The organism is Cupriavidus sp. BIS7 (genome assembly GCF_000292345.1).
GTDB lineage: Bacteria > Pseudomonadota > Gammaproteobacteria > Burkholderiales > Burkholderiaceae > Cupriavidus.
The window spans coordinates 12,681-31,041 of record NZ_ALOU01000071.1; the positions used below are offsets into that span (position 1 = coordinate 12,681).

16 protein-coding genes, 1 tRNA gene and 1 pseudogene are annotated in these 18,361 nt (G+C 63.6%); 7 read left to right on the forward strand and 11 right to left on the reverse strand.

Annotated features, from left to right (window positions below; translation table 11 throughout):
- The first annotated feature begins 111 nt into the window (after window positions 1-111).
- The 3 genes from B552_RS0122495 to B552_RS0122505 are packed head-to-tail and all read left to right on the forward strand — an operon-like array spanning window position 112 to window position 2,671.
- Window positions 112-1,362 (forward strand): M48 family metallopeptidase, encoded by a 1,251-nt coding sequence (locus tag B552_RS0122495; RefSeq protein WP_019451316.1) that lies wholly within the window; start codon window positions 112-114, stop codon window positions 1,360-1,362.
- Window positions 1,359-2,330, forward strand: coding sequence for a ribosome small subunit-dependent GTPase A (gene rsgA, locus B552_RS0122500; protein ID WP_019451317.1), 972 nt, complete (start codon window positions 1,359-1,361; stop codon window positions 2,328-2,330). Before B552_RS0122495 ends, rsgA begins: the two co-directional genes overlap by 4 nt.
- A 35-nt stretch (window positions 2,331-2,365) precedes the next feature.
- On the forward strand, window positions 2,366-2,671 hold the full coding sequence (locus tag B552_RS0122505; RefSeq protein WP_019451318.1) for a DUF2007 domain-containing protein: 306 nt from the start codon (window positions 2,366-2,368) through the stop codon (window positions 2,669-2,671).
- A 46-nt stretch (window positions 2,672-2,717) separates the two neighbouring features.
- Here the strand turns inward: B552_RS0122505 and B552_RS0122510 are convergent, their stop codons facing one another.
- Both B552_RS0122510 and B552_RS0122515 read right to left on the reverse strand, forming a co-directional pair.
- Entirely contained in the window at window positions 2,718-3,698 is a 981-nt protein-coding gene (locus B552_RS0122510; RefSeq protein WP_019451319.1) for a CobD/CbiB family protein, read from the reverse strand.
- A gap of 218 nt (window positions 3,699-3,916) precedes the next feature.
- Window positions 3,917-4,615 carry a pirin family protein gene (locus B552_RS0122515; RefSeq protein WP_019451320.1) on the reverse strand — a complete coding sequence of 233 codons (699 nt, stop codon included), beginning with the start codon at window positions 4,613-4,615 and terminating at the stop codon, window positions 3,917-3,919.
- A 145-nt stretch (window positions 4,616-4,760) separates the two neighbouring features.
- On the opposite strand from B552_RS0122515, the gene B552_RS0122520 reads away from it, so the two are divergent.
- Together B552_RS0122520 and gluQRS are read left to right on the forward strand one after the other, a co-directional pair.
- Window positions 4,761-5,696: a LysR family transcriptional regulator gene (locus tag B552_RS0122520; RefSeq protein ID WP_019451321.1), complete on the forward strand. Its 936-nt coding sequence runs from the start codon at window positions 4,761-4,763 to the stop codon at window positions 5,694-5,696.
- Between the two features lie 13 nt (window positions 5,697-5,709).
- Complete coding sequence (gene gluQRS / locus B552_RS0122525; protein WP_019451322.1) at window positions 5,710-6,642, forward strand: tRNA glutamyl-Q(34) synthetase GluQRS; 933 nt, start codon at window positions 5,710-5,712, stop codon at window positions 6,640-6,642.
- Here gluQRS and B552_RS0122530 read toward each other — a convergent pair.
- Window positions 6,585-8,087, reverse strand: a complete 1,503-nt coding sequence (locus tag B552_RS0122530; protein WP_019451323.1) for a DEAD/DEAH box helicase — start codon at window positions 8,085-8,087, stop codon at window positions 6,585-6,587. The genes gluQRS and B552_RS0122530 overlap by 58 nt on opposite strands.
- A gap of 240 nt (window positions 8,088-8,327) precedes the next feature.
- Between B552_RS0122530 and B552_RS0122535 the strand changes: the two genes are divergently transcribed.
- Window positions 8,328-9,938 carry an alkaline phosphatase D family protein gene (locus tag B552_RS0122535; protein ID WP_019451324.1) on the forward strand — a complete coding sequence of 537 codons (1,611 nt, stop codon included), beginning with the start codon at window positions 8,328-8,330 and terminating at the stop codon, window positions 9,936-9,938.
- Window positions 9,939-9,967: 29 nt separating this feature from the next.
- On the opposite strand, the gene B552_RS0122540 is transcribed toward B552_RS0122535, so the two are convergent.
- The 7 genes from B552_RS0122540 to B552_RS27820 form a co-directional block, all read right to left on the reverse strand.
- A complete protein-coding gene (locus tag B552_RS0122540) occupies window positions 9,968-11,641 on the reverse strand; it encodes an acyl CoA:acetate/3-ketoacid CoA transferase (RefSeq protein ID WP_019451325.1) in 1,674 nt (557 codons plus the stop codon).
- 283 nt (window positions 11,642-11,924) lie between these two features.
- Window positions 11,925-12,533: a glutathione S-transferase gene (locus B552_RS0122545; RefSeq protein WP_019451326.1), complete on the reverse strand. Its 609-nt coding sequence runs from the start codon at window positions 12,531-12,533 to the stop codon at window positions 11,925-11,927.
- A gap of 217 nt (window positions 12,534-12,750) precedes the next feature.
- Entirely contained in the window at window positions 12,751-13,401 is a 651-nt protein-coding gene (locus B552_RS27815) for a hypothetical protein (RefSeq protein WP_035880202.1), read from the reverse strand.
- Between the two features lie 106 nt (window positions 13,402-13,507).
- Window positions 13,508-14,131, reverse strand: coding sequence for a hypothetical protein (locus B552_RS0122560; protein ID WP_019451328.1), 624 nt, complete (start codon window positions 14,129-14,131; stop codon window positions 13,508-13,510).
- A gap of 103 nt (window positions 14,132-14,234) precedes the next feature.
- The gene (locus tag B552_RS0122570) at window positions 14,235-14,855 is read right to left on the reverse strand and encodes a hypothetical protein (RefSeq protein ID WP_026035944.1); all 621 of its coding nucleotides are present in this window, start codon (window positions 14,853-14,855) and stop codon (window positions 14,235-14,237) included.
- Between the two features lie 3 nt (window positions 14,856-14,858).
- A complete protein-coding gene (locus B552_RS0122575) occupies window positions 14,859-15,875 on the reverse strand; it encodes a hypothetical protein (RefSeq protein ID WP_019451330.1) in 1,017 nt (338 codons plus the stop codon).
- Window positions 15,876-16,146: 271 nt separating this feature from the next.
- A complete protein-coding gene (locus tag B552_RS27820; protein WP_019451331.1) occupies window positions 16,147-16,743 on the reverse strand; it encodes a hypothetical protein in 597 nt (198 codons plus the stop codon).
- A gap of 242 nt (window positions 16,744-16,985) precedes the next feature.
- Between B552_RS27820 and B552_RS29280 the strand changes: the two are divergent.
- A pseudogene (locus tag B552_RS29280) lies at window positions 16,986-18,209 on the forward strand (glycosyltransferase); the annotation flags it as partial.
- Between the two features lie 72 nt (window positions 18,210-18,281).
- On the opposite strand, the gene B552_RS0122590 reads toward B552_RS29280, so the two are convergent.
- Window positions 18,282-18,360: transfer RNA gene (locus tag B552_RS0122590), tRNA-Ile, on the reverse strand.
- Window position 18,361: the final 1 nt, after the last annotated feature.

Consider the following 18,361-nt stretch of genomic DNA (forward strand, 5'->3'; position numbering starts at 1 on the left):
CGGCCATATTGCGAAGGTACCCCCGGCGAACAATTTATAATTCTCGCATATCCGCCCCGGATGGCATGGTGCGCACACCTCCTGCCATGCCATCGTCAACAAGGCCCGCCGATGTTCACGCTGATCTTCCTTGCCGCTCTGGTCGTCATGGTACTGACCAAACTCTGGCTCGCCAGTCGCCAGATTCACCATGTGGGCCGCCATCGCGGCGCCGTGCCCGCGCGCTTTGCCGACACCATCACGCTTGCCGCCCACCAGAAGGCCGCTGACTACACGATCGCCCGCACGCGGCTGTCGATGCTGGAGGTGCTGGCCGGCGCAGCCGTGCTGATTGGCTTCACGATGCTGGGCGGCCTGCACGCGCTGAATCAGCTCTGGATCCATGTCTTCGGCGCAGGCGGCTATTTCTACGGCGTGGCGCTGATCGCCAGCGTGCTGCTGATTGGCGGACTTGTGGATCTGCCATTCTCGCTCTACGGCCAGTTCGTGATCGAGGAGCGCTTCGGCTTCAACAAGATGACCTTCGGCCTGTGGCTGGCGGACCTTGCCAAGATGGCGGTGGTGGCCTGCGTGCTGGGCCTGCCGCTGTTGCTGGCCGTACTGTGGCTGATGGACCAGGCCGGCACCTACTGGTGGGTGTGGACCTGGCTGCTCTGGATGGCCTTCAGCCTGCTGCTGCAGGTGATCTTCCCGACATTCATCGCGCCGCTCTTCAACAAGTTCGAACCGCTCAGCGACGAAAGCCTGCGCGATCGCATCGAGGCGCTGCTGCGCAAGTGCGGCTTCGCCAGCAAGGGCCTGTTCGTGATGGATGGCAGCAAGCGCAGCGCCCACGGCAACGCGTACTTCACCGGCTTTGGCGCCTCCAAGCGCATTGTGTTCTTCGACACGCTGCTGTCTCGCCTTGACGGCGAAGAAGTGGAAGCGGTGCTGGCGCACGAACTGGGGCACTTCAAGCGCCGCCACGTGGCCAAGATGATGATCGTGACGTTTGCGCTGTCGCTGGTATTCCTGGCCCTGCTCGGCTGGCTTGCCACGCGCGAATGGTTCTTCACCGGACTGGGTGTGCTGCCTAACTTCGGCGGCAGCAACCACGCGCTGGCGCTGGTGCTGTTCTTCCTGACACTGCCGGTTTTCACGTTCTTCCTCGGGCCGCTGGCCAGCCTGTCATCGCGCAAGCATGAGTTCGAAGCCGACGAGTTCGCCGCGCACCAGACCAACGCCGGCCACCTGGTCTCCGCGCTGGTCAAGCTGTACAAGGACAACGCCTCGACGCTGACGCCCGACCCGATCTACAGCGCGTTCTACTACTCGCATCCGCCCGCGGCACAGCGGATCGACCGGCTGCTGGCGCACGCATGACGCGCAGCGCACGCCATCACAACGCCGGCAAGGGCACCGGCAAGGGTAACGAGAGCGAAGCCGCGCTGATCGTCGCGGCACACGGCCGGCATTACGTGGTGGAGCGCGCGGATGGTTCGCGTCTGCACGCGTTCCCGCGCGGCAAGAAGAGCGACGCCGCCGTGGGCGACCATGTCCGCGTGGAAATGGCCGCGCTCGACCAGGGCGTGATCACGGCCATCGATCCGCGCAAGAACCTGCTGCATCGCTCCGACCAGTTCAAGTCGAAACTGCTGGCGGCCAATATCGACCAGGTGATCATCGTGCTGGCCACGGAACCGAGCTTCTCGGAGGACCTGCTCGGCCGGGCGCTGGTATCGGCCGAGGCATTGGAGATCCGTCCGCTGGTGATCCTGAACAAGATCGACCTGACCGGGCGGCTCGACGACGCGCGTCGTCGGCTCAAGCTCTACCAGGACTTGGGCTACGACACCCTCGAACTGTCTGTGCACGGGCAGCCCGAAGAGACGCTGGCCGCGCTCAGGCCGCGTACGGCGGGCGTATCGAGCATCCTGATCGGCCAGTCCGGCATGGGCAAGTCGTCGCTGCTGAACCTGCTGATCCCGGGCGTGGAAGCGCAGACGCGCGAGATTTCGTCAAAGCTCGATTCGGGCAAGCACACCACCACGTTCACGCGGCTTTACCACCTGCCCGAGGACTGGGCTGTTGTCGATGGCCGGCCCGGCTACCTGATCGACTCGCCCGGCTTCCAGGAATTCGGTCTGCACCACCTGAGCGAAGGCATGCTCGAGCGCGCATTCCCGGAATTCCGGCCGCGCCTGACCGAATGCAGGTTCTACAACTGCCACCACATCAACGAACCGGGCTGTGGCGTGCTGACGGCAATCGACGACGGCGCGATCTCCGAGCGTCGCCATCAGCTCTACACGCAGTTGCTGCACGAATCACGCCAACAAAAGCCGTGGTAAGGTAAGAGCACCTGTTTGCCTTGTCGGGCGACGCTATGAAGCTTCTGTTGAGGACGCCCTCGCTGGTCCATGCCGCGCACTGCGAGAACGTGTTGCGCGCGGCAGGCATCCGGGCTGAGGTTCGGAACACATGGCTGGCTGGCGCGGCGGGGGACATCCCGCTGCAGGAGAGCGCACCACAGGTGTGGATTGCGGACGAAGCGACGGAGGCAGACGCCTGGGCCGTATTGAATGCCGCGGCCAACCCGACGCCGGGGCCGCGCTGGCAATGCCGGCATTGCGGGGAATGGCACGAAGCCCAGTTCGCCGCGTGCTGGCACTGCGGGCATCAGCACGAATAAAAAAGCGCCACCGACCGTGGCGCTTTTTTTGTTGTGCACTGGCTGATCAGCCCACCCACAACGCCAGCGAGATCATCGCCAGCAGCAGCATCCAGAGAATCACTGCGCGCCAGACCAGCCCGACTGCCGATTGCAGCGTACGTACGCCCGGATCGGCGCCAAACTCGGGCGGCACGGGCTCCGCGCTGTCGTCCATGCCAGGCGCGTAGTCGACGCCGGCCAGGCTTGTGCGAAGCATCACGCTGGAATCTTCCTCGGCAAGCGGCGCACCAAGCCGCACTCCAAGCGCGCCGCCGCCACTGGCAAGCAGAATGCCGTTGACGGCGTCGTTCCACTTGCGCGCGTGGTTGCGCCACGCGTAGATCGCATCCTCGAAATTGCCGACGATCGCAAACCCGATCGAGGTCAGGCGCGACGGCACCCAGTCAAGCACGTAGAACGCCTGCGCCGCAAAGCAGCCCAGCGCCGGACTGCGCTCGTTCGACGAACTGTTCCACTGGCGGCTCAGGTACTCGGCCGTGCGATAGAGAATCACGCCGCCTGGGCCAATCGGCACCAGGAACCAGAAGAACACGCCAAACACATGACGGTGCACGGCGACGATCGCCGCTTCCAGCGTATGGCGCACGATTTCGCTGACCGGCATTTCGATGGTCTCGAGCCCGGTCCATTCATTCAGCAACGCGCGCGCGGTGTGCAGGTCATCGCGATTGAGCGCCTCGTGGATATCGGTGAAGTAGTGGCTGAACTGGCGGAAACCGAGCGTCAGGTAGAGCAGCAGTACGTTCCAGACCAGTGTCAGCGCCACGCTGATCGAGGCCAGCAGGTAGTGAACCACCACGACAGCCAGCGTCAGCGGCAGCACCACGGTCAGCCATGCCAGCGCGGCGTCGCGCGGGCGGCCGGTATCGAACGCATGCTCGGCTCGGTCACCCAGCACGCGCACGATGTCGAAAATAGGATTATTCCGCCCCAGGGCACGGAACTGTTCGGCAATCAGTGCCAGAAGAATGGAAACAAAAGTCATCGCGTGACGATAAATCGGCGCGCGGCGATGTGCCGCGCCGGTCGCATGGCGGTATAGCCAGACGATAGCATAGCGGCAACGTGGCCAAGGAAAAGTCGTGTAAGAACTAGTAAATGGCGACGCACTTTCGTGGCACGATCACTATTCGCCCCTCCTCCCATACGGCGGAAGAAGGGCTCCGAGTGACGATGAATTACGCAGGGTGACGCAATCGACAGTTACGGCAGGTCGAATACCAGTACCTCGGCCGCGCCGCCTTGCGACAGGTTCACGGCATCCACGCCTTCCAGCTTTGCGGCATCCCCGGCTTCAAGAACCTGCCCATTGACGCTCACCCGCCCGCGCGCCACGTGCACATAGGCGCGGCGGCCCGGGGCCACCGCCAGCGTGGCTGCTTCATCACCATCGAACAGGCCGGCATAGAGCCGCACATCCTGGTGGATGACCACGGAGCCATCGGCGCCATCGGGGCTGCCCACCAGGCGCAGACGGCCGCGCTTGTCCGCCGCGTCGAAGTGCTGTTCCTCATAGCCGGGCTCGATGCCAATCTGGTTCGGCATGATCCAGATCTGCAGGAAGTGCGTTGTGGCGTGCGCCGCGTGGTTGTACTCGGAGTGACGTACGCCGGTGCCGGCGCTCATGCGCTGCACGTCGCCCGGACGGATCACGCTGCCATTGCCCATGCTGTCCTTGTGGGCGAGTTCGCCTTCCAGCACGTAGCTGATGATCTCCATGTCGCGGTGCCCATGGGTACCGAAACCCATGCCCGGCGCCACGCGGTCTTCGTTGATCACGCGCAGCGGACCAAACTGGATATGGCGCGGGTCATGGTAGTCCGCGAACGAAAAGCTGTGGTACGACTTCAGCCAGCCATGGTCCGCATACCCGCGCTCTTCAGACTTACGGATTTCAATCATTTTGATGGCCCTCCTTGTGGCCTGGCTATCGACTCAGACGGCATGTCTTGACTGGGTCGGTGGCGTTTCGATGCTAGGCAGTTTAGGGGCACGGGAGTATATTGGCGGGCACAACGTTAGAAGTAGTCGTTCAGAAAATCTGAATATGCCACTATCCCTCGAATCCCTCGAAGTCCTTGACGCCATCGAGCGCAAGGGCAGCTTCGCCGCCGCTGCTCACGAGATGGGCAAAGTGCCTTCGGCACTGACCTATGTCGTCCGCAAGCTTGAGGAAGACCTCGACGTACTGCTGTTCGACCGCCGCCGTCATCGTGCCGAACTGACGCCCGCCGGCCGGACGCTGCTCGACGAAGGCCGCCATCTGCTGCACGCCGCCGACGACCTGGCGCGGCGCGTCAAACGGCTGGCCACGGGGTGGGAAGCAAGTCTGAGCATCGCGATCGACGACCTCATCAACTTCCGCGCATTGCTGCCCGTGATCCAGGATTTCTACACCGAGAACACGGCGACGCGGCTGCGCTTTTCCAAGGAAGTGCTGGGTGGCTCATGGGATGCGCTGGTCAGCAACCGGGCCGACCTGATCATTGGCGGCGCATTCGAGGCGCCGAGCACGCAGGGCTTTCAGGTGAGGCCGCTCGGGGCGATGCCGTTCGTGTTCGTGGTGGCGGCGCATCATCCGCTGGCAGCTGCTGAAGGCCCGCTTTCGATGACCGAGATTGCCAAGCACCGCATCGTGGCGGTGGGCGATACGTCGCGCAACCTGCCCGCGCGCACGTTTGGCGTGCTCGCGGGTCAGGACGTGCTGGTGGTGCCCACCATGCGCGACAAGCTTGAAGCGCAGATCCGCGGCCTGGGCTGCGGCTGGCTGCCTGCGCCGATGGCGCAGCCGCACATCGAGACCGGTGTGCTGCAGGCCCGGGAAACGGTGGAAGTACGCGCACCCGGCACTTTCAAGGTGGCCTGGCGGACCACCACGCGCGGCAAGGCACTGCAATGGTGGGCCAACAAGCTCGAAGACCCGCGCCTGGCGCAGGCGCTGCTGCTGCAGGCGCCACCAGCGTCGATGGAGCAACCTGACTGAATCGCGCAGTCCAATGCCGCAACGTTATCGGGGCCGTTTCGCGCCCTCACCCACTGGCCCGCTCCACCTTGGCTCGCTGGTCACCGCACTCGCAAGCTGGCTCGATGCCCGCGCGCATGGTGGCGACTGGCTGGTGCGCATCGAGGACATCGACTACCCGCGTTGCGTCAAGGGCGCCGATACCGACATCCTGCAGACGCTCGATGCGCTGGGACTGCATCCGGACGAGCCGCCGGTATGGCAGAGCCGCCGCGAAGCGCTTTATGCCGAAGCATTGCGCAAGCTCGATGCCGAAGGCCACCTCTACCCGTGCGGCTGCTCGCGCAAGGAAATCGCCGATTCGCTCGTGCACGTACGTGAGCGGCACCAGACGCTTGGCTATCCGGGCACCTGTCGCAACGGCCTGCACGGCAAGCTGCCGCGCGCGTGGCGCGTGCGCGTGCCGGACGGCCCGGCGGCCACGATCTGCTTTGAGGATCGCTGGCAGGGGCGTCAATGCCAGAACCTGGAAACGGAACTCGGGGATTTCGTGCTGCGGAGGGCTGATGGGCTATGGGCCTACCAGCTTGCAGTCGTGGTCGACGATGCCGCTCAGGGCATCACCGATATCGTGCGCGGCGCTGACCTGCTGGACTCAACGCCGCGGCAGATCCACCTGCAGCACCTGCTTGGCCTGCCGACACCAGCCTACCTGCATGTGCCGGTCGTGGTGAACGCCATCGGGGAAAAGCTCAGCAAGCAGAGCGGCGCGCAGGCGCTGGATACATCGGCGCCACTCGATACGCTCCGGGTGGCCGGCGCGCATCTGGGCATCATGAACGGAGAGACGACGGTTGCAGCCTGGCTGGCGACCGCAACCGCTCAATGGCTGGAGCGGCTCCGAATCATTCAGGACTTGCGCGGGGCGCCGCCGAGCAGCGCGGCCACCGGACGCTTGGGCGCCTGACGGCCTCGCGTCAGCGCGGCAGCCAGTTGCTCCTCGGCCTTCGGGGCCGGAATGTGGCTGTTCGACGGCTCGTAAGGACGCGAGAAGAACGGGTCGTCCGACGGACGGAAAGCCTGGCGCCCGCTCGGTTCGGTACGGCGGCGGCGTTGTTGTTGTTGTTCCTCGCCATCACCACCATTGTCACGGGCCCGGCGCACTTCCGTACGTGCGCGGCGGCGGTCCGAGTCTTCCTGACGCGCGCGCTCACCCGTCGGGTCGAAGCCATCGAGCGTCCCGCGCGGGATGCTGCGCTTGATCAGCTTTTCGATATCGCCCAGCAGACGGTCGTCATTGCCCGGCACGAAGATCGACAGCGCGTCGCCGCTGGCACCTGCGCGGCCCGTACGGCCGATGCGGTGCACATAGTCTTCCGCGCTGAACGGCAGGTCGAAGTTGATCACGCACGGCATGGCCGGGATGTCGAGACCGCGCGCGGCCACGTCAGTAGCCACCAGCGCGTCGATCGTGCCGTTCTTGAAGCCGTCGAGCGTCTGCATGCGCTCGGTCTGGGTCTTGTCGCCGTGAATCGCGGCGGCGTTGATGCCTTCGCGCTCCAGATGGCGCGCCAGGCGCGAGCAGCCGATCTTGCTGTTGACGAAGACGATGCACTGGCGCGACTGGTCCTGGGCGCGCTGCTTGAGCAGGTGCACAACGGCGGCCTGCTTGTGGCCGTCTTCCACCTGGAACACCAGCTGGCGCACGTTTTCGTTGGTCGAGTTGCTGCGCGCCACCTCGATCGTCACCGGCTGCTGCAGGTAGCTGGAGGCCAGCTTCTTGATTTCGGGCGAGAACGTGGCCGAAAACAGCAGCGTCTGGCGCTGCGCGGGCAACAGGTTGATGATGCGCTGCAGATCGGGCAGGAAGCCCATGTCGAGCATGCGGTCGGCCTCGTCGAGCACGAGCATCTGCACCTGCGACAGGTTCACCGACTTCTGCTGCACGTGATCGAGCAGACGGCCCGGCGTGGCCACGAGGATTTCCACACCACGGCGCAGTGCGTCGGTCTGCGGGTTCATGTCGACGCCGCCAAACACCACGGTGCTGCGCAGGTCTGTGTGCTGCGCGTACCGGGCGACGTTGTCGTAGACCTGGTCGGCCAGTTCGCGCGTGGGCGTCAGCATCAGCGCGCGCACCGGGTGGCGTGCTGGCGAAGCGCTTGCGTTGGCCATCGGCAGCAGACGCTGGATGATCGGCAGTGCGAAACCAGCGGTCTTGCCGGTGCCGGTCTGCGCGGCGCCCATCACATCCTTGCCCAGCAGCACCACGGGAATTGCCTGCGCCTGGATCGGCGTCGGCTTGGTGTAGCCCTGGTCGGACAAGGCGCGCAGAATGCGCGGATCCAGCCCGAAGCTTTCGAACGTTTGCTCTGCGGCTGGGGTCTGGTCTTGTGTGGTCGTCATCGTCATGGTTGGAGTGTCGGTGCAGGGCGCGAAGCCGTCGCAATCGGACACGCGTCTGGTACTGAGACCGGGCAAAGGATGAATTACCCGGAAAATCAAAGACTTGGATTCTACCATCAGTGCCCGGGCAAGGTCACCCGCCAGGGCAACCAGTATGGACGCCCCCGATGTCAACAACATGTCACATCCAGCGGTCACCATATTGGCCCAACCAAGTGCCGATCACGACCCATTCAGGCATCGCCCATGACCGATACCATCCTGCCCGCCGAGCCCAGTGACCTTACCCGCCGCAGCTTCCTGCGTACTTCGCGGCGCTTCCTGGGGCTTGGAGCCGGCCTGGCGCTGGTAGGCCCGGCAGCACTTGCCGCACCGGCCGTGGTGGCTTCCGGCCGCCCCGGTGCGGCAGACGGCATCCAGCTTGGCGATCCGTCGGATGACGGGCTGGTGATCTGGGCCCGCGCCGAGCAACAGTCGCGCATGGTGGTCGAGTACGCCACGGCGCCGGATTTCCGCAACGCGATGCGCATTTCGGGCCCGCTGGCCACCAGCGAAGCCGACTTCACGGCCCGCACGCTGCTGACCGGCCTGCTGCCGGGCCAGCAGTACCACGTGCGCGTGGCGTTCGAAAATGCCGACCAGCGCCGCGGGATGGGCGCGTGGATGCAGGGCCAGTTCCGCACGGCGGCGCAGCAGCCGGATAAGCCCATCCGTTTCGTGTGGTCGGGCGATACGGCCGGCCAGGGCTGGGGTATCAACCCCGACTTCGGCGGCATGCGCATCTATGAAGCCATGCGCCAGCGCAATCCTGATTTTTTCATCCATAGCGGCGACACGATCTACGCGGATAGCCCGATCTCCGCCGAGCAAAAAGCCGAGGATGGCCGCATCTGGCGCAACCTGGTCACCGAGGAAGTCAGCAAGGTGGCCGAGACGCTGAAGGAATTCCGCGGCCGTCATCGCTACAACATGATGGACGCGAACGTGCGCCGCTTCGCCAGCCAGGTGCCGCAGATCTGGCAATGGGACGACCACGAGATCACCAACAACTGGTCGGACTCGAAAGACCTGTCCGGCGACGCGCGCTACACGGAAAAGGACGTGCGCGTGCTGGTGGCGCGCGGCAGCCGCGCGTTCCTGGAAAATGCGCCGATGCGCTGGCACAGACAAGGGCTGGCAGAGCGCGTGCATCGCAAGATCGCCTACGGCCCGCTGCTCGACGTGTTCGTGCTCGACATGCGCAGCTTCCGCGGCCCGAACGGCGTCAACCGCGAGACGTCCGAGAGCGCTGCCACCGCGTTCCTCGGCAACGCGCAACTTGAATGGCTGGTGGCCGAACTGATGGCGTCACAGGCCACGTGGAAGATCATCGCCGCCGATATGCCGATCGGCCTTGGCGTGCCCGATGGCAAGGATGCGCAGGGGCGCCCGCGCTGGGAAGCGATCGCCAACGGCGATGGCCCGCCGCTGGGGCGCGAACTGGAAACCGCGCGGCTGCTGACACGCATCCGCCAGGCTGGCATCAAGAACGTGGTGTGGGTGACGGCGGACGTGCACTACTGCGCCGCCCACCACTACTCGCCTGAGCGCGCGGTGTACAAGGACTTCGACCCGTTCTGGGAATTCGTGGCCGGCCCTCTCAACGCGGGCAGCTTCGGGCCGAATCCGCTCGACAACACGTTCGGCCCGCGTGTCGTATTCCAGAAAGCGCCCACCGCGCAAAACATGTCGCCGTTTGCCGGCTACCAGTTCTTCGGCGAGGTCAACATCGACCCCACGTCGCGTGCGCTGACCGTCGACCTGCGCGACCTGAACGGTGTGTCGCAGTACTCGCAGACGCTGCAGGCGCAGGCCTGAGCGGCCTGATCGCACGCGCCGCCGGGCGCTCAATCGCTCCTGATCCCGTTGTGCCGGGCGGCCAGCTTCATGACGCCGGGCCGGAACAGCCGTGCGTCCATCAGGCGCAAATCGTCGGCCACGGCTACCGGCGTGGCGCATTGATCCAGCACGTCGCGCTGCAGGTCCACGCCCGGCGCAATCTCCACCAGCGTCAGGCGTGGCTCGCCCTTCGCATCGGCACGCATCTCGAACACCGCGCGTTCGGTGATGTAGAGCACCGGAACGCCGAGCGATGCCACGTATGGCCCGTTGAAGCTCAGGTGCGAGACCTCTGGCACGATCTTCTTCACGCGGCCTTCGCGAACGATCTGCAGTTGATCGTTCTCGGCACGAATGTCGAGTCCACCGGCCGTCAGCGTGCCCATGAACACCACGGCGCGCGCGCTCTGCGTGATGTTGATGAAACCGCCGACCCCGGCAATCAGCGCACCCGCTCCCTCACCAAACTTGCTCACGTTGACGTTGCCGTGGCCGTCGAGTTCGGCCAGCCCGAGGATGGCCAGATCGATGCCGCCGCCTTCATAGAAATCGAACTGCGCGGGCTGATCAACGACCGCCTCGGGATACGCCGACGCACCGAAGCTCAACCCATCGGCAGGCGTGCCGCCGATTGGGCCCGCTTCCACCGTCAGCGTGAATCCGCCTAGCCCGGCCTGATGGGCAAGCGCGCCCACGGCGGCCGGCATGCCCACGCCAAGATTCACCACGCGCGGCTGGCGCGCGGCCAGTTCCATGACGGCGCGGCGCTGCACGATCATGCGTGCATCGAGCGGCGCCGATGCATCGGGCAGCGCCTCGGCCTCCTTCGCCTTCTCGGCGGCATCGGCCGCCTCGCCACGCCACGGTCTGACGTAGGCCTCGTTGTAAGGCTCGGCGAATGTCATCTGATGATGCGCGAGCTCCTCGCTGACCACCACGTAGTCCACGAGAATGCCCGGCACGTGGATGGCCTGCAGGTTTTCGTGATAGTCGACGATCGACTCCACCTGTGCGACCACGATGCCGCCCGAGTTGTGCGCGGCCTGCGCCATCGCCAGCAACTCATGATGGAACGCCTCGCGATGCGTGCTGAGGTTGCCGCGCGTGTCGGACGCCGTGCAGCGGATCAGCGCGCAGTCGATGCGGAAGCTCGGATAGAACAGGTACTCGTCGCCACGGAAATCCACGGCCTCGACCCAGTTAGCGGTGCCGGCGGCGATGGCATCGCGGGCGCGCTGGTTGACTGCGCCACCGTGGTAGCGCGCGTCTTTCTCTGTGCGCGGATCGACAAACGTATGCAGGCCGATCTTCGTCAACACGCCGGGCTTGCCGCCCGCGATGGCGCGATAGAGATGCGTCAGCACGCCCTGCGGCAGGTTGAATCCCTCGCACTGCTCGTTCATCGCCAGCGTGGCCAGCCGCGTGGCGGAGCGCCAGTGCCCGCCGACGATTGCGTGCGTCATGCCGGCATTGCCAAAGTGATTCACGCCACGCGCGCCACGGTCGCCCTGCCCGGCCGAATACACGAGCGTCAGGTCACGCGGCAGCCCATCGCGCAAGAAACGCTGTTCGAGCGCCTCGGTCACGCCTTCGGCATGGCCTGCCCCAACAAACCCGGCGCTGGCGACGGTCCAGCCGCTCTGGACGAGTTCCGCCGCCTGCGCGGTGGTGATGACCTTCATTGCTGTCTCCTGGATTTTCTGCTCTTGTGGTTTCTACCAGCTCACGTTCTTGCGAACAAATGTCGGCCGTCCGAAAAGGAAAAAGCCCCGCTGGCCGGGGAGGTCAGCGGGGCTGAAGTGGTAGCGGGGCAAGGATCCTGTTCGCCCCGAAAGAGATCTTGCTGTAGAAGCCTTGCTGCTGCATCCCCCGAATGCGGGGAATTTGGTGGGGTACCGCACAAACCGCGCATCCGCTTCTACGCCAATTTCTACTTCAACGCCGCGCTGGCCAACACACGTTCCATCACGCGTGAGGCAAGTCCTTGAACGCTGCGAACTGCTCGACCGCGGACGTGAATGTCTCCAGCGCCGGATGCCGCGCAGGATTCACCTGCCCGGGCAGCATCGCCTGGGTAAAGGTCCAGACCACGGCCGCCGTCAAGCCGGCCTGATCGACCGCACGCGCATCGGCCGGCACCGGCATGCTGGCAACCTCCTGCTCGAGCAATTCGAATGCGCTGGCGCGCTGACCATCGATCCGGTCCACCCACGGCTGGTGCTGCTTGGCCTCGGGCCGCAGATTGTGCTCGTAGACGTTCTGAACGACCTTCTCGCAGGCAGCCAGCGCCAGGCCGATCGTGCGCAGCGCGCGCTGGCGCGCCTCCAGGCCGGACGGCATCAGGCTGCGTCCGGCCAGTGCCTCGGCATAGTCGATGATCAGCGTCGAATCCATCAGCACCACACCGTTGTCGCACACCAGCGACGGCGCCTTGACCACGGGATTGATCGCCCTGAACTGCTCGAAGGTGCGGAACACCGAGACCGATTCGTGTGTGAACGGCAATTCGAGCAAACGCAGCGTGATGGCGGTACGGCGCACGTAGGGGGAATCGAGCATGCCGATCAGTCTCATGTCCTTGGCTCCAGGAAGTACTTCAGGTGGGGATGCGTGCCGCGCCCAACGCGCAATGCAGGTCGTGCGTCATGATCGCCCGGAATGCGGCAGGCCCGAGGTGAGAGAGTGTATATCGGCTACGCGAGGCTAGTGCAAACAGCCCGAACCGCTCCACCCCTGAAGCGGGCGCGCGCGGCGATGGCCGGCTAACGTCCTCGTGCTGACTCGACCGAGATCACGGCCGATCTTGCCAATCCCCGGCGACGTCCGCAGTGTCATCGTGCAACCATGGCGCCGCGAAGCTGAGAGTGATCAGGTAGCGCTCATCTTCCGGACGGTTCTCATGGACGAATCGAGCGATAAAGAGTATGGCCTGATACTTCTCGCCTGCTGCCCAGTATGTCGTCGGACTGTCTCCAGTTCTGATCAGCGCACGCACCTCCGGGGTATCAACCAAAGGGGCATTGGGCTCGACATGGAAGGGCCTCCAGCCACCGCTTCGAAGCTGCCGCTGCAAGTCCATAAGGACGGCCATCGCTTCGTCTAGCGGCAGCGTTTTTACCTGCGGCGACATTCGTATCGCGTCCACATTGCCGTGATTGTCGTAGGCCACAGACAGGAACTTTGCCGGCGGCGTTGTGAAGCCATACTGGGGATCTGTAAAACGCAAATTGGCCGGGCGTTTGACAATACCCCCCCAGTCTCTTCCTGGCTCAACCGGCGGCAATGTCGATCGCGATCGCTCGCGCACCTGTTCGTACGGCTCACCAATTGTCAACTGAACCTCATCAACCGGACGAGTTGCTGCGTAGAGCAGCCACAGCGCCGCTGCCGCAAGCACCGCGCCGAGAAGTTTGGCACACCACCTTCGCTTTGCTTCTGCCACCTTTCACCTCCCGTGCGCGATGAGGTAGATCGAGTTTTCGACAAGGGCTCGCTCTATGGTGGCACGGAGCAATTCGTCGAACTGCATTCCCGATCCATTCTCAGTTTTAGCGCGCGTCATCGGAAATCCACGGCGTACTCAGACTAATGGAAATGAGATAGCGCTCGTCATCCGGATTCTCATCGGTGCGGAAACAACGGACGTCCAGCATGAGCTGAAATTTTGTGGCGACCTCCCAAAACTCCGTAGGTGCTTCGCAACGGCGGATTCTGGCTTTGACAGAGGGCGTGTTCTCAATAGGCGGGTCATCGACTACACGGAACCTGGTCCAGCCGCCACGGAGAAGTTGTTTCTGTAGATCCGTGACAATCTCCATCGTCTCGTTGAGCGGCAGCGTTTTGACCTGCGGTGACATTCGTATGACGTCCACGTTGCCATGATTGTCGTAGCCCACGGTCAAGAATTTTGCCGGTGGGGTGGTGAAGCCATACTGGGGGTCCGCGAAACACAATCTGGCCGGTCGCCTGACGACGCCCATCCAAACCTTTCCAGGCACAAGAGGCTGCAACACTGAGCCCGATCGCTCGCGCACCTGTTCGTACGGCTCGCCAATCGTCAAGTGAACCTCGTCAACCGGACGAATTGCCGCGTAGAGCAGCCACAGCGCCGCTGCCGCAAGCACCGCGCCGAGAAGTTTGGCACACCACCTCCGTTTGGCTTTTGCCACCATTCACCTCTCGCGCGCGATCAGGTAGATCGAGTTCTCTACAAGGGCTCGCTCTATGGGGTCACGGAGCAATCGGTCGAATTGCATTCCCGATCCATTCTCAGTTTTAGCGCGCGTCATCGGAAACCCACGGTGTACTCAGACTAATGGAAATGAGATAGCGCTCGTCATCCGGATTTTCGTCGATGCGGAAACAACGGACGTCCAGCATGAGCTGAAATTTTGTGGCGACCTCCCAAAACTCCGTAGGTGCTTCGCAACGGCGGATTCTGGCTTTGACAGAGGGCGTGTTCTCAATTGGCGGGTCATCGACTACACGGAACCTGGTCCAGCCGCCACGGAGAAGCTGATTCTGTAGATCCGTGACAATCTCCATCGTCTCGTTGAGCGGCAGCGTTTTGACCTGTGGTGACATTCGTATAGAAATCACATTGCCGTGCCCGTCATAGGCCACGGACAGAAATTTTGCCGGTGGTGTGGTGAAGCCATACTGCGGATCGATAAACCGTAGTTTCGCGGGGCGCGTAACAACACCCCCCCAGTGTCCACCAGGCTCAACCGGCGGCAATGTCGATCGCGATCGCTGGCGCACCTGTTCGTACGGCTCGCCAATCGTCAGCTGAACCTCATCAATCGGACGGGTTGCTGCGTAGAGCAGCCACAGCGCCGCTGCCGCAAGCACCGCGCCTAGAAGTTTGGCACACCACCTTCGCTTCGCTTTTGCCACGATTCACCTCCCGTGCGCGATCAGGTAGATCGAGTTCTCGACAAGGACTCGCTCTATGGGATTGCGCAGAAGTCGGTCGAATTGATCTGCGGCGCGCATCACGAAGGCCATGCGCTGACCGGCATCGGCCAGGTTGGCCAGCGGTTTGTCGCTGAACCGCTCCCGCCGCGCCAACGTGCCCGAGACCGTGCACTGGTTGGCCAGGACCAACTCCACCTCCCGCGCCGAGGATGTAGGAAAGTTCAGCGCCCACGCAAACTGATTGGCGCGCATCAACGTCGCGAAAGCCGGATCGTTGTACATGGCGGGCTGCAGTATGTTGATCTGCTCGTGCCGCGCCAGAGACTCCACGCCGAGTTGGATGTTGCCAGCGTCAATGGCTTCGAATCCCCGCTCTACGTCTGGCTGCAACCCACCAAAAGGGACGCGATCACCAATCGGCCACACAACTGATCCCCGCAGCAATTTGCGCTCTGGCAAACACCGCTTGAACCTCTCCAACCCATGCCTTTTGTAGAACACGTGCAACGGCCAGATATCTAGAAACAGCGCCGTGTTGCCCTTGGCCAGCATCTGGTAGATCTTGTGCGCGACTTCGCCAGTTGCCTGGTCCGCCATCGGCATGCGGGGCGATGCAAATGGCGAAAATCGATCCAGTACCGGGCGCTGCTGGTCCCACTGCTGGTAGGCGCGGCGCTGCTGATTCGATTTGCCAATCATCTCGGCGGCGTTCAGAAGTCCGCATCCGACCTGCTTCGATGCGAATGCGGCAAGACCCGCCCATTGAAAGCGGCGATCCTCCAGCCACAGCTTTGCGTAGGCGGCGTTGATGGCCCGGTTGCGCGCGATGGGATCGTCGACTGCGACGATGGCTTCGGCCTGCTTCTGGTAGTAGCGCCAGCAATCGATACAGTCTTGCTTGTCGTCCGCCGCCTGCTTTCTTGCGGCGGCCTCGTCTGCCTTCCAGTTGGGGTAGCAGCTGGGACAACGTTTGTTATCGCATTTCTGGGAGTCGCTCATGGGATCTCTGCGTGAGTTACCTGGACGACGCCCATTTGGGCGAAATGCGGTGCTGCGATCAATCGCAGATCTACGAATGTGCGTTGAGGTTTTCTGCTATCAGTGCTGCGAGATTTTTAGTTCACAACGGCAGGCCGCGATGGCATCTCGGAAATGTAAACCCCCGCTCATCGAGCGGGGGCTGAAGCGGTAACAGCGGGGGATCCAGCGACCTACGAAACGTCGCAAGCCAGCGCTCTGGTCCCGCTCTCCCAGAACGGCCCTCCGGCCGTCAGCCGCGATGGCGGCCGTTATGCTTGTCGTGGTAGATCTGGCCGCTGGCGCGGTTCTCGGCACGGTTGACAGCGCCCTCTTCCCTGCCGTTGATATGGCCATTGCGTCCGGCGCGCGCTTCCGTACGATCGACATGGGCCTGGCCGCGCTCCAGCTGCGCCGTTTCGCGATTGGTCAGCGAGCCGTTCTCCACACCATTGCGAATGCGCGTTTCCTGATTGATATTGCGCTGGACGTCGGCTTGCATCCGTTGCGACGAGACGCTATCCGGATTGCCCACCTTGCCATTGTGCGTATCGCGCGAAATGTCCTGGCTCACGCGATTCTGCGCATTCTGGATACGCGCCTGCTCCTGCGGCGACACCCTGCCATTCTGCAGCGAGTTGGCTTCCATGCGATCGACCTTCGCTTCCTGCTTTTCCAGGCTCGACGCTTCGCGCGTGGTCAGCGTGCCGGACTTCAGGCCGTTTTCGATGCGCTGCTGCTGGTTGACGTCGCGCTGCGTATCGTAAGTCACCGCGCCGGTCTGCGCGCTGGCGATACCCGAAATGGCAGCAGCGAAAAGGCCTGCAAGAAGAACGGAACTGCGCTTCATGATTGATTCCTCCACGTGAGATGTCAGATTGTTCGGGGCGTCGATTCTGCGGATGACGTCTCCCTTGCCTGCATTAATGCGGCAGCATCGCGGCCGGAGGACGCTCAGTCTGTAAGCCGTGTTACGGGACATTTCGCGCGGCAGGGTGCAAGACTGCATGTGCGGTCGTGCAGACAATCGGTCTCAATGACACAAATGCCATAATCGCCGTTCGCATTGGCCATCCGGCCAGGAGGTGAACAATGAAACTGGCTGTGGTGACATATGGCACCGAAGGCGATACGCGACCGCTCGCGGCGCTGGGTCGAGCGTTGATGGACGCAGGCCATCAGGTTCATCTGCTGGCCGACGCATCCACGCTGCATTCGGCGGCAGCGCTCGGCATTCCGGCATCGCCACTGTCCGGCGATATCCGAGCGGCCCTGGCGCCGGGCGAAGCGCTCTCGAACGCTGTCTCGCGCCATGGCGGTTTCCAGAACACGAGCCGCGCGCTGGCAGCCATCGCCAATACCAATACGCCTGCCTGGATGCGTGAGGTGGCTGATGCGTCGGAAGGCTGCGACGCGCTGATCGTCTCTGGGCTGGCCGCCTTCGTCGGATTGTCCGTTGCCGAATATCGAGGTATCCCGGCCATTGGGACGGGGCTGATTCCGATCACGCCAACCGCCGATTTCGCGTCGCCGTTCCTGCCGCCGGACAAGGTGCCACGATGGCTGAACCGGTCCAGCCACCGCCTGGTGAATGGACTGCTTTGGCAGGCATTCCGCAAGACCACGAACACGGCGCGTGCCGATGTCTGCGGCCTGCCGCCACGCAAGCGCGTCTGGACCGAACATCCGATGATCTATGGCGTGTCTCCGAGCCTGCTGCCACGCCCGGACGACTGGCCCGCCAATGCGTTCGTTTGCGGCCAGTGGAGCAGCGCTCCCGCCGCCTGGACACCACCCCCGGCGCTGGAGGATTTCCTTGCGGCGGGAGAACCGCCGATCTACGTCGGCTTCGGCAGCATGGCGGGGTTCGACCGCGCAAGGCTGGCCGACGCGCTGATCACCGCGATTGCGGGCCGGCGCGCACTGTTCTATCCGGGCTGGAGCGGTATCGATGCCGCATCGTTGCCGGAAAACTTCTTCGTGCTCGGCGAAACGCCGCACCACTGGCTCTTCCCGCGGACCTCGACGGTGATCCACCATGGCGGTTCCGGGACGACGCATTCGGCCGCAAGGGCCGGGATACCTTCCGTGGTGGTGCCGTTTGCAGGGGACCAGCCCTTCTGGGCGGAACGGCTACGGCAAGCCGGCGTGGCTGGCGAACCTGTCACGGGCCGGCGCCTGCAGGCCTCCGTGCTGGCGCAAGGCATTGCATTCGCACAACGGCCAGAGGTGCTGGACCGCGCGAGACAGCTTGGCGGGCGAATGGCGTTAGAGGATGGGCTGGGCAATGCGGTGAGGGCGTTCGAGCAGTTGGTGGATGCAGTCCGTCGTGGTTCCGCAGACAAAAAAAGGGGTTACGGCAAATACCGTAACCCCTTTTTACAGCAGTGGTGGGCCTCCCGTGAGTCGAACACGGCACCAACGGATTATGAGTCCGCTGCTCTAACCAGGCATGAGCTAGAGGCCCG

Excerpts from the sequence above, each read along its gene's own strand:
- B552_RS0122495 (WP_019451316.1), top strand. The coding sequence starts at position 112 with ATGTTCACGCTGATCTTCCTTGCCGCTCTGGTCGTCATGGTACTGACC.
- B552_RS0122540 (WP_019451325.1), bottom strand. The coding sequence starts at position 11,641 with ATGAAGGTCATCACCACCGCGCAGGCGGCGGAACTCGTCCAGAGCGGC.
- gluQRS (WP_019451322.1), top strand. The coding sequence starts at position 5,710 with ATGCCGCAACGTTATCGGGGCCGTTTCGCGCCCTCACCCACTGGCCCG.
- B552_RS0122530 (WP_019451323.1), bottom strand. The coding sequence starts at position 8,087 with ATGACGATGACGACCACACAAGACCAGACCCCAGCCGCAGAGCAAACG.
- B552_RS0122510 (WP_019451319.1), bottom strand. The coding sequence starts at position 3,698 with ATGACTTTTGTTTCCATTCTTCTGGCACTGATTGCCGAACAGTTCCGT.
- B552_RS0122575 (WP_019451330.1), bottom strand. The coding sequence starts at position 15,875 with ATGAGCGACTCCCAGAAATGCGATAACAAACGTTGTCCCAGCTGCTAC.
- B552_RS0122545 (WP_019451326.1), bottom strand. The coding sequence starts at position 12,533 with ATGAGACTGATCGGCATGCTCGATTCCCCCTACGTGCGCCGTACCGCC.
- B552_RS0122520 (WP_019451321.1), top strand. The coding sequence starts at position 4,761 with ATGCCACTATCCCTCGAATCCCTCGAAGTCCTTGACGCCATCGAGCGC.
- B552_RS27820 (WP_019451331.1), bottom strand. The coding sequence starts at position 16,743 with ATGAAGCGCAGTTCCGTTCTTCTTGCAGGCCTTTTCGCTGCTGCCATT.
- B552_RS0122505 (WP_019451318.1), top strand. The coding sequence starts at position 2,366 with ATGAAGCTTCTGTTGAGGACGCCCTCGCTGGTCCATGCCGCGCACTGC.
- B552_RS0122515 (WP_019451320.1), bottom strand. The coding sequence starts at position 4,615 with ATGATTGAAATCCGTAAGTCTGAAGAGCGCGGGTATGCGGACCATGGC.
- rsgA (WP_019451317.1), top strand. The coding sequence starts at position 1,359 with ATGACGCGCAGCGCACGCCATCACAACGCCGGCAAGGGCACCGGCAAG.
- B552_RS0122535 (WP_019451324.1), top strand. The coding sequence starts at position 8,328 with ATGACCGATACCATCCTGCCCGCCGAGCCCAGTGACCTTACCCGCCGC.
- B552_RS0122560 (WP_019451328.1), bottom strand. The coding sequence starts at position 14,131 with ATGGTGGCAAAAGCCAAACGGAGGTGGTGTGCCAAACTTCTCGGCGCG.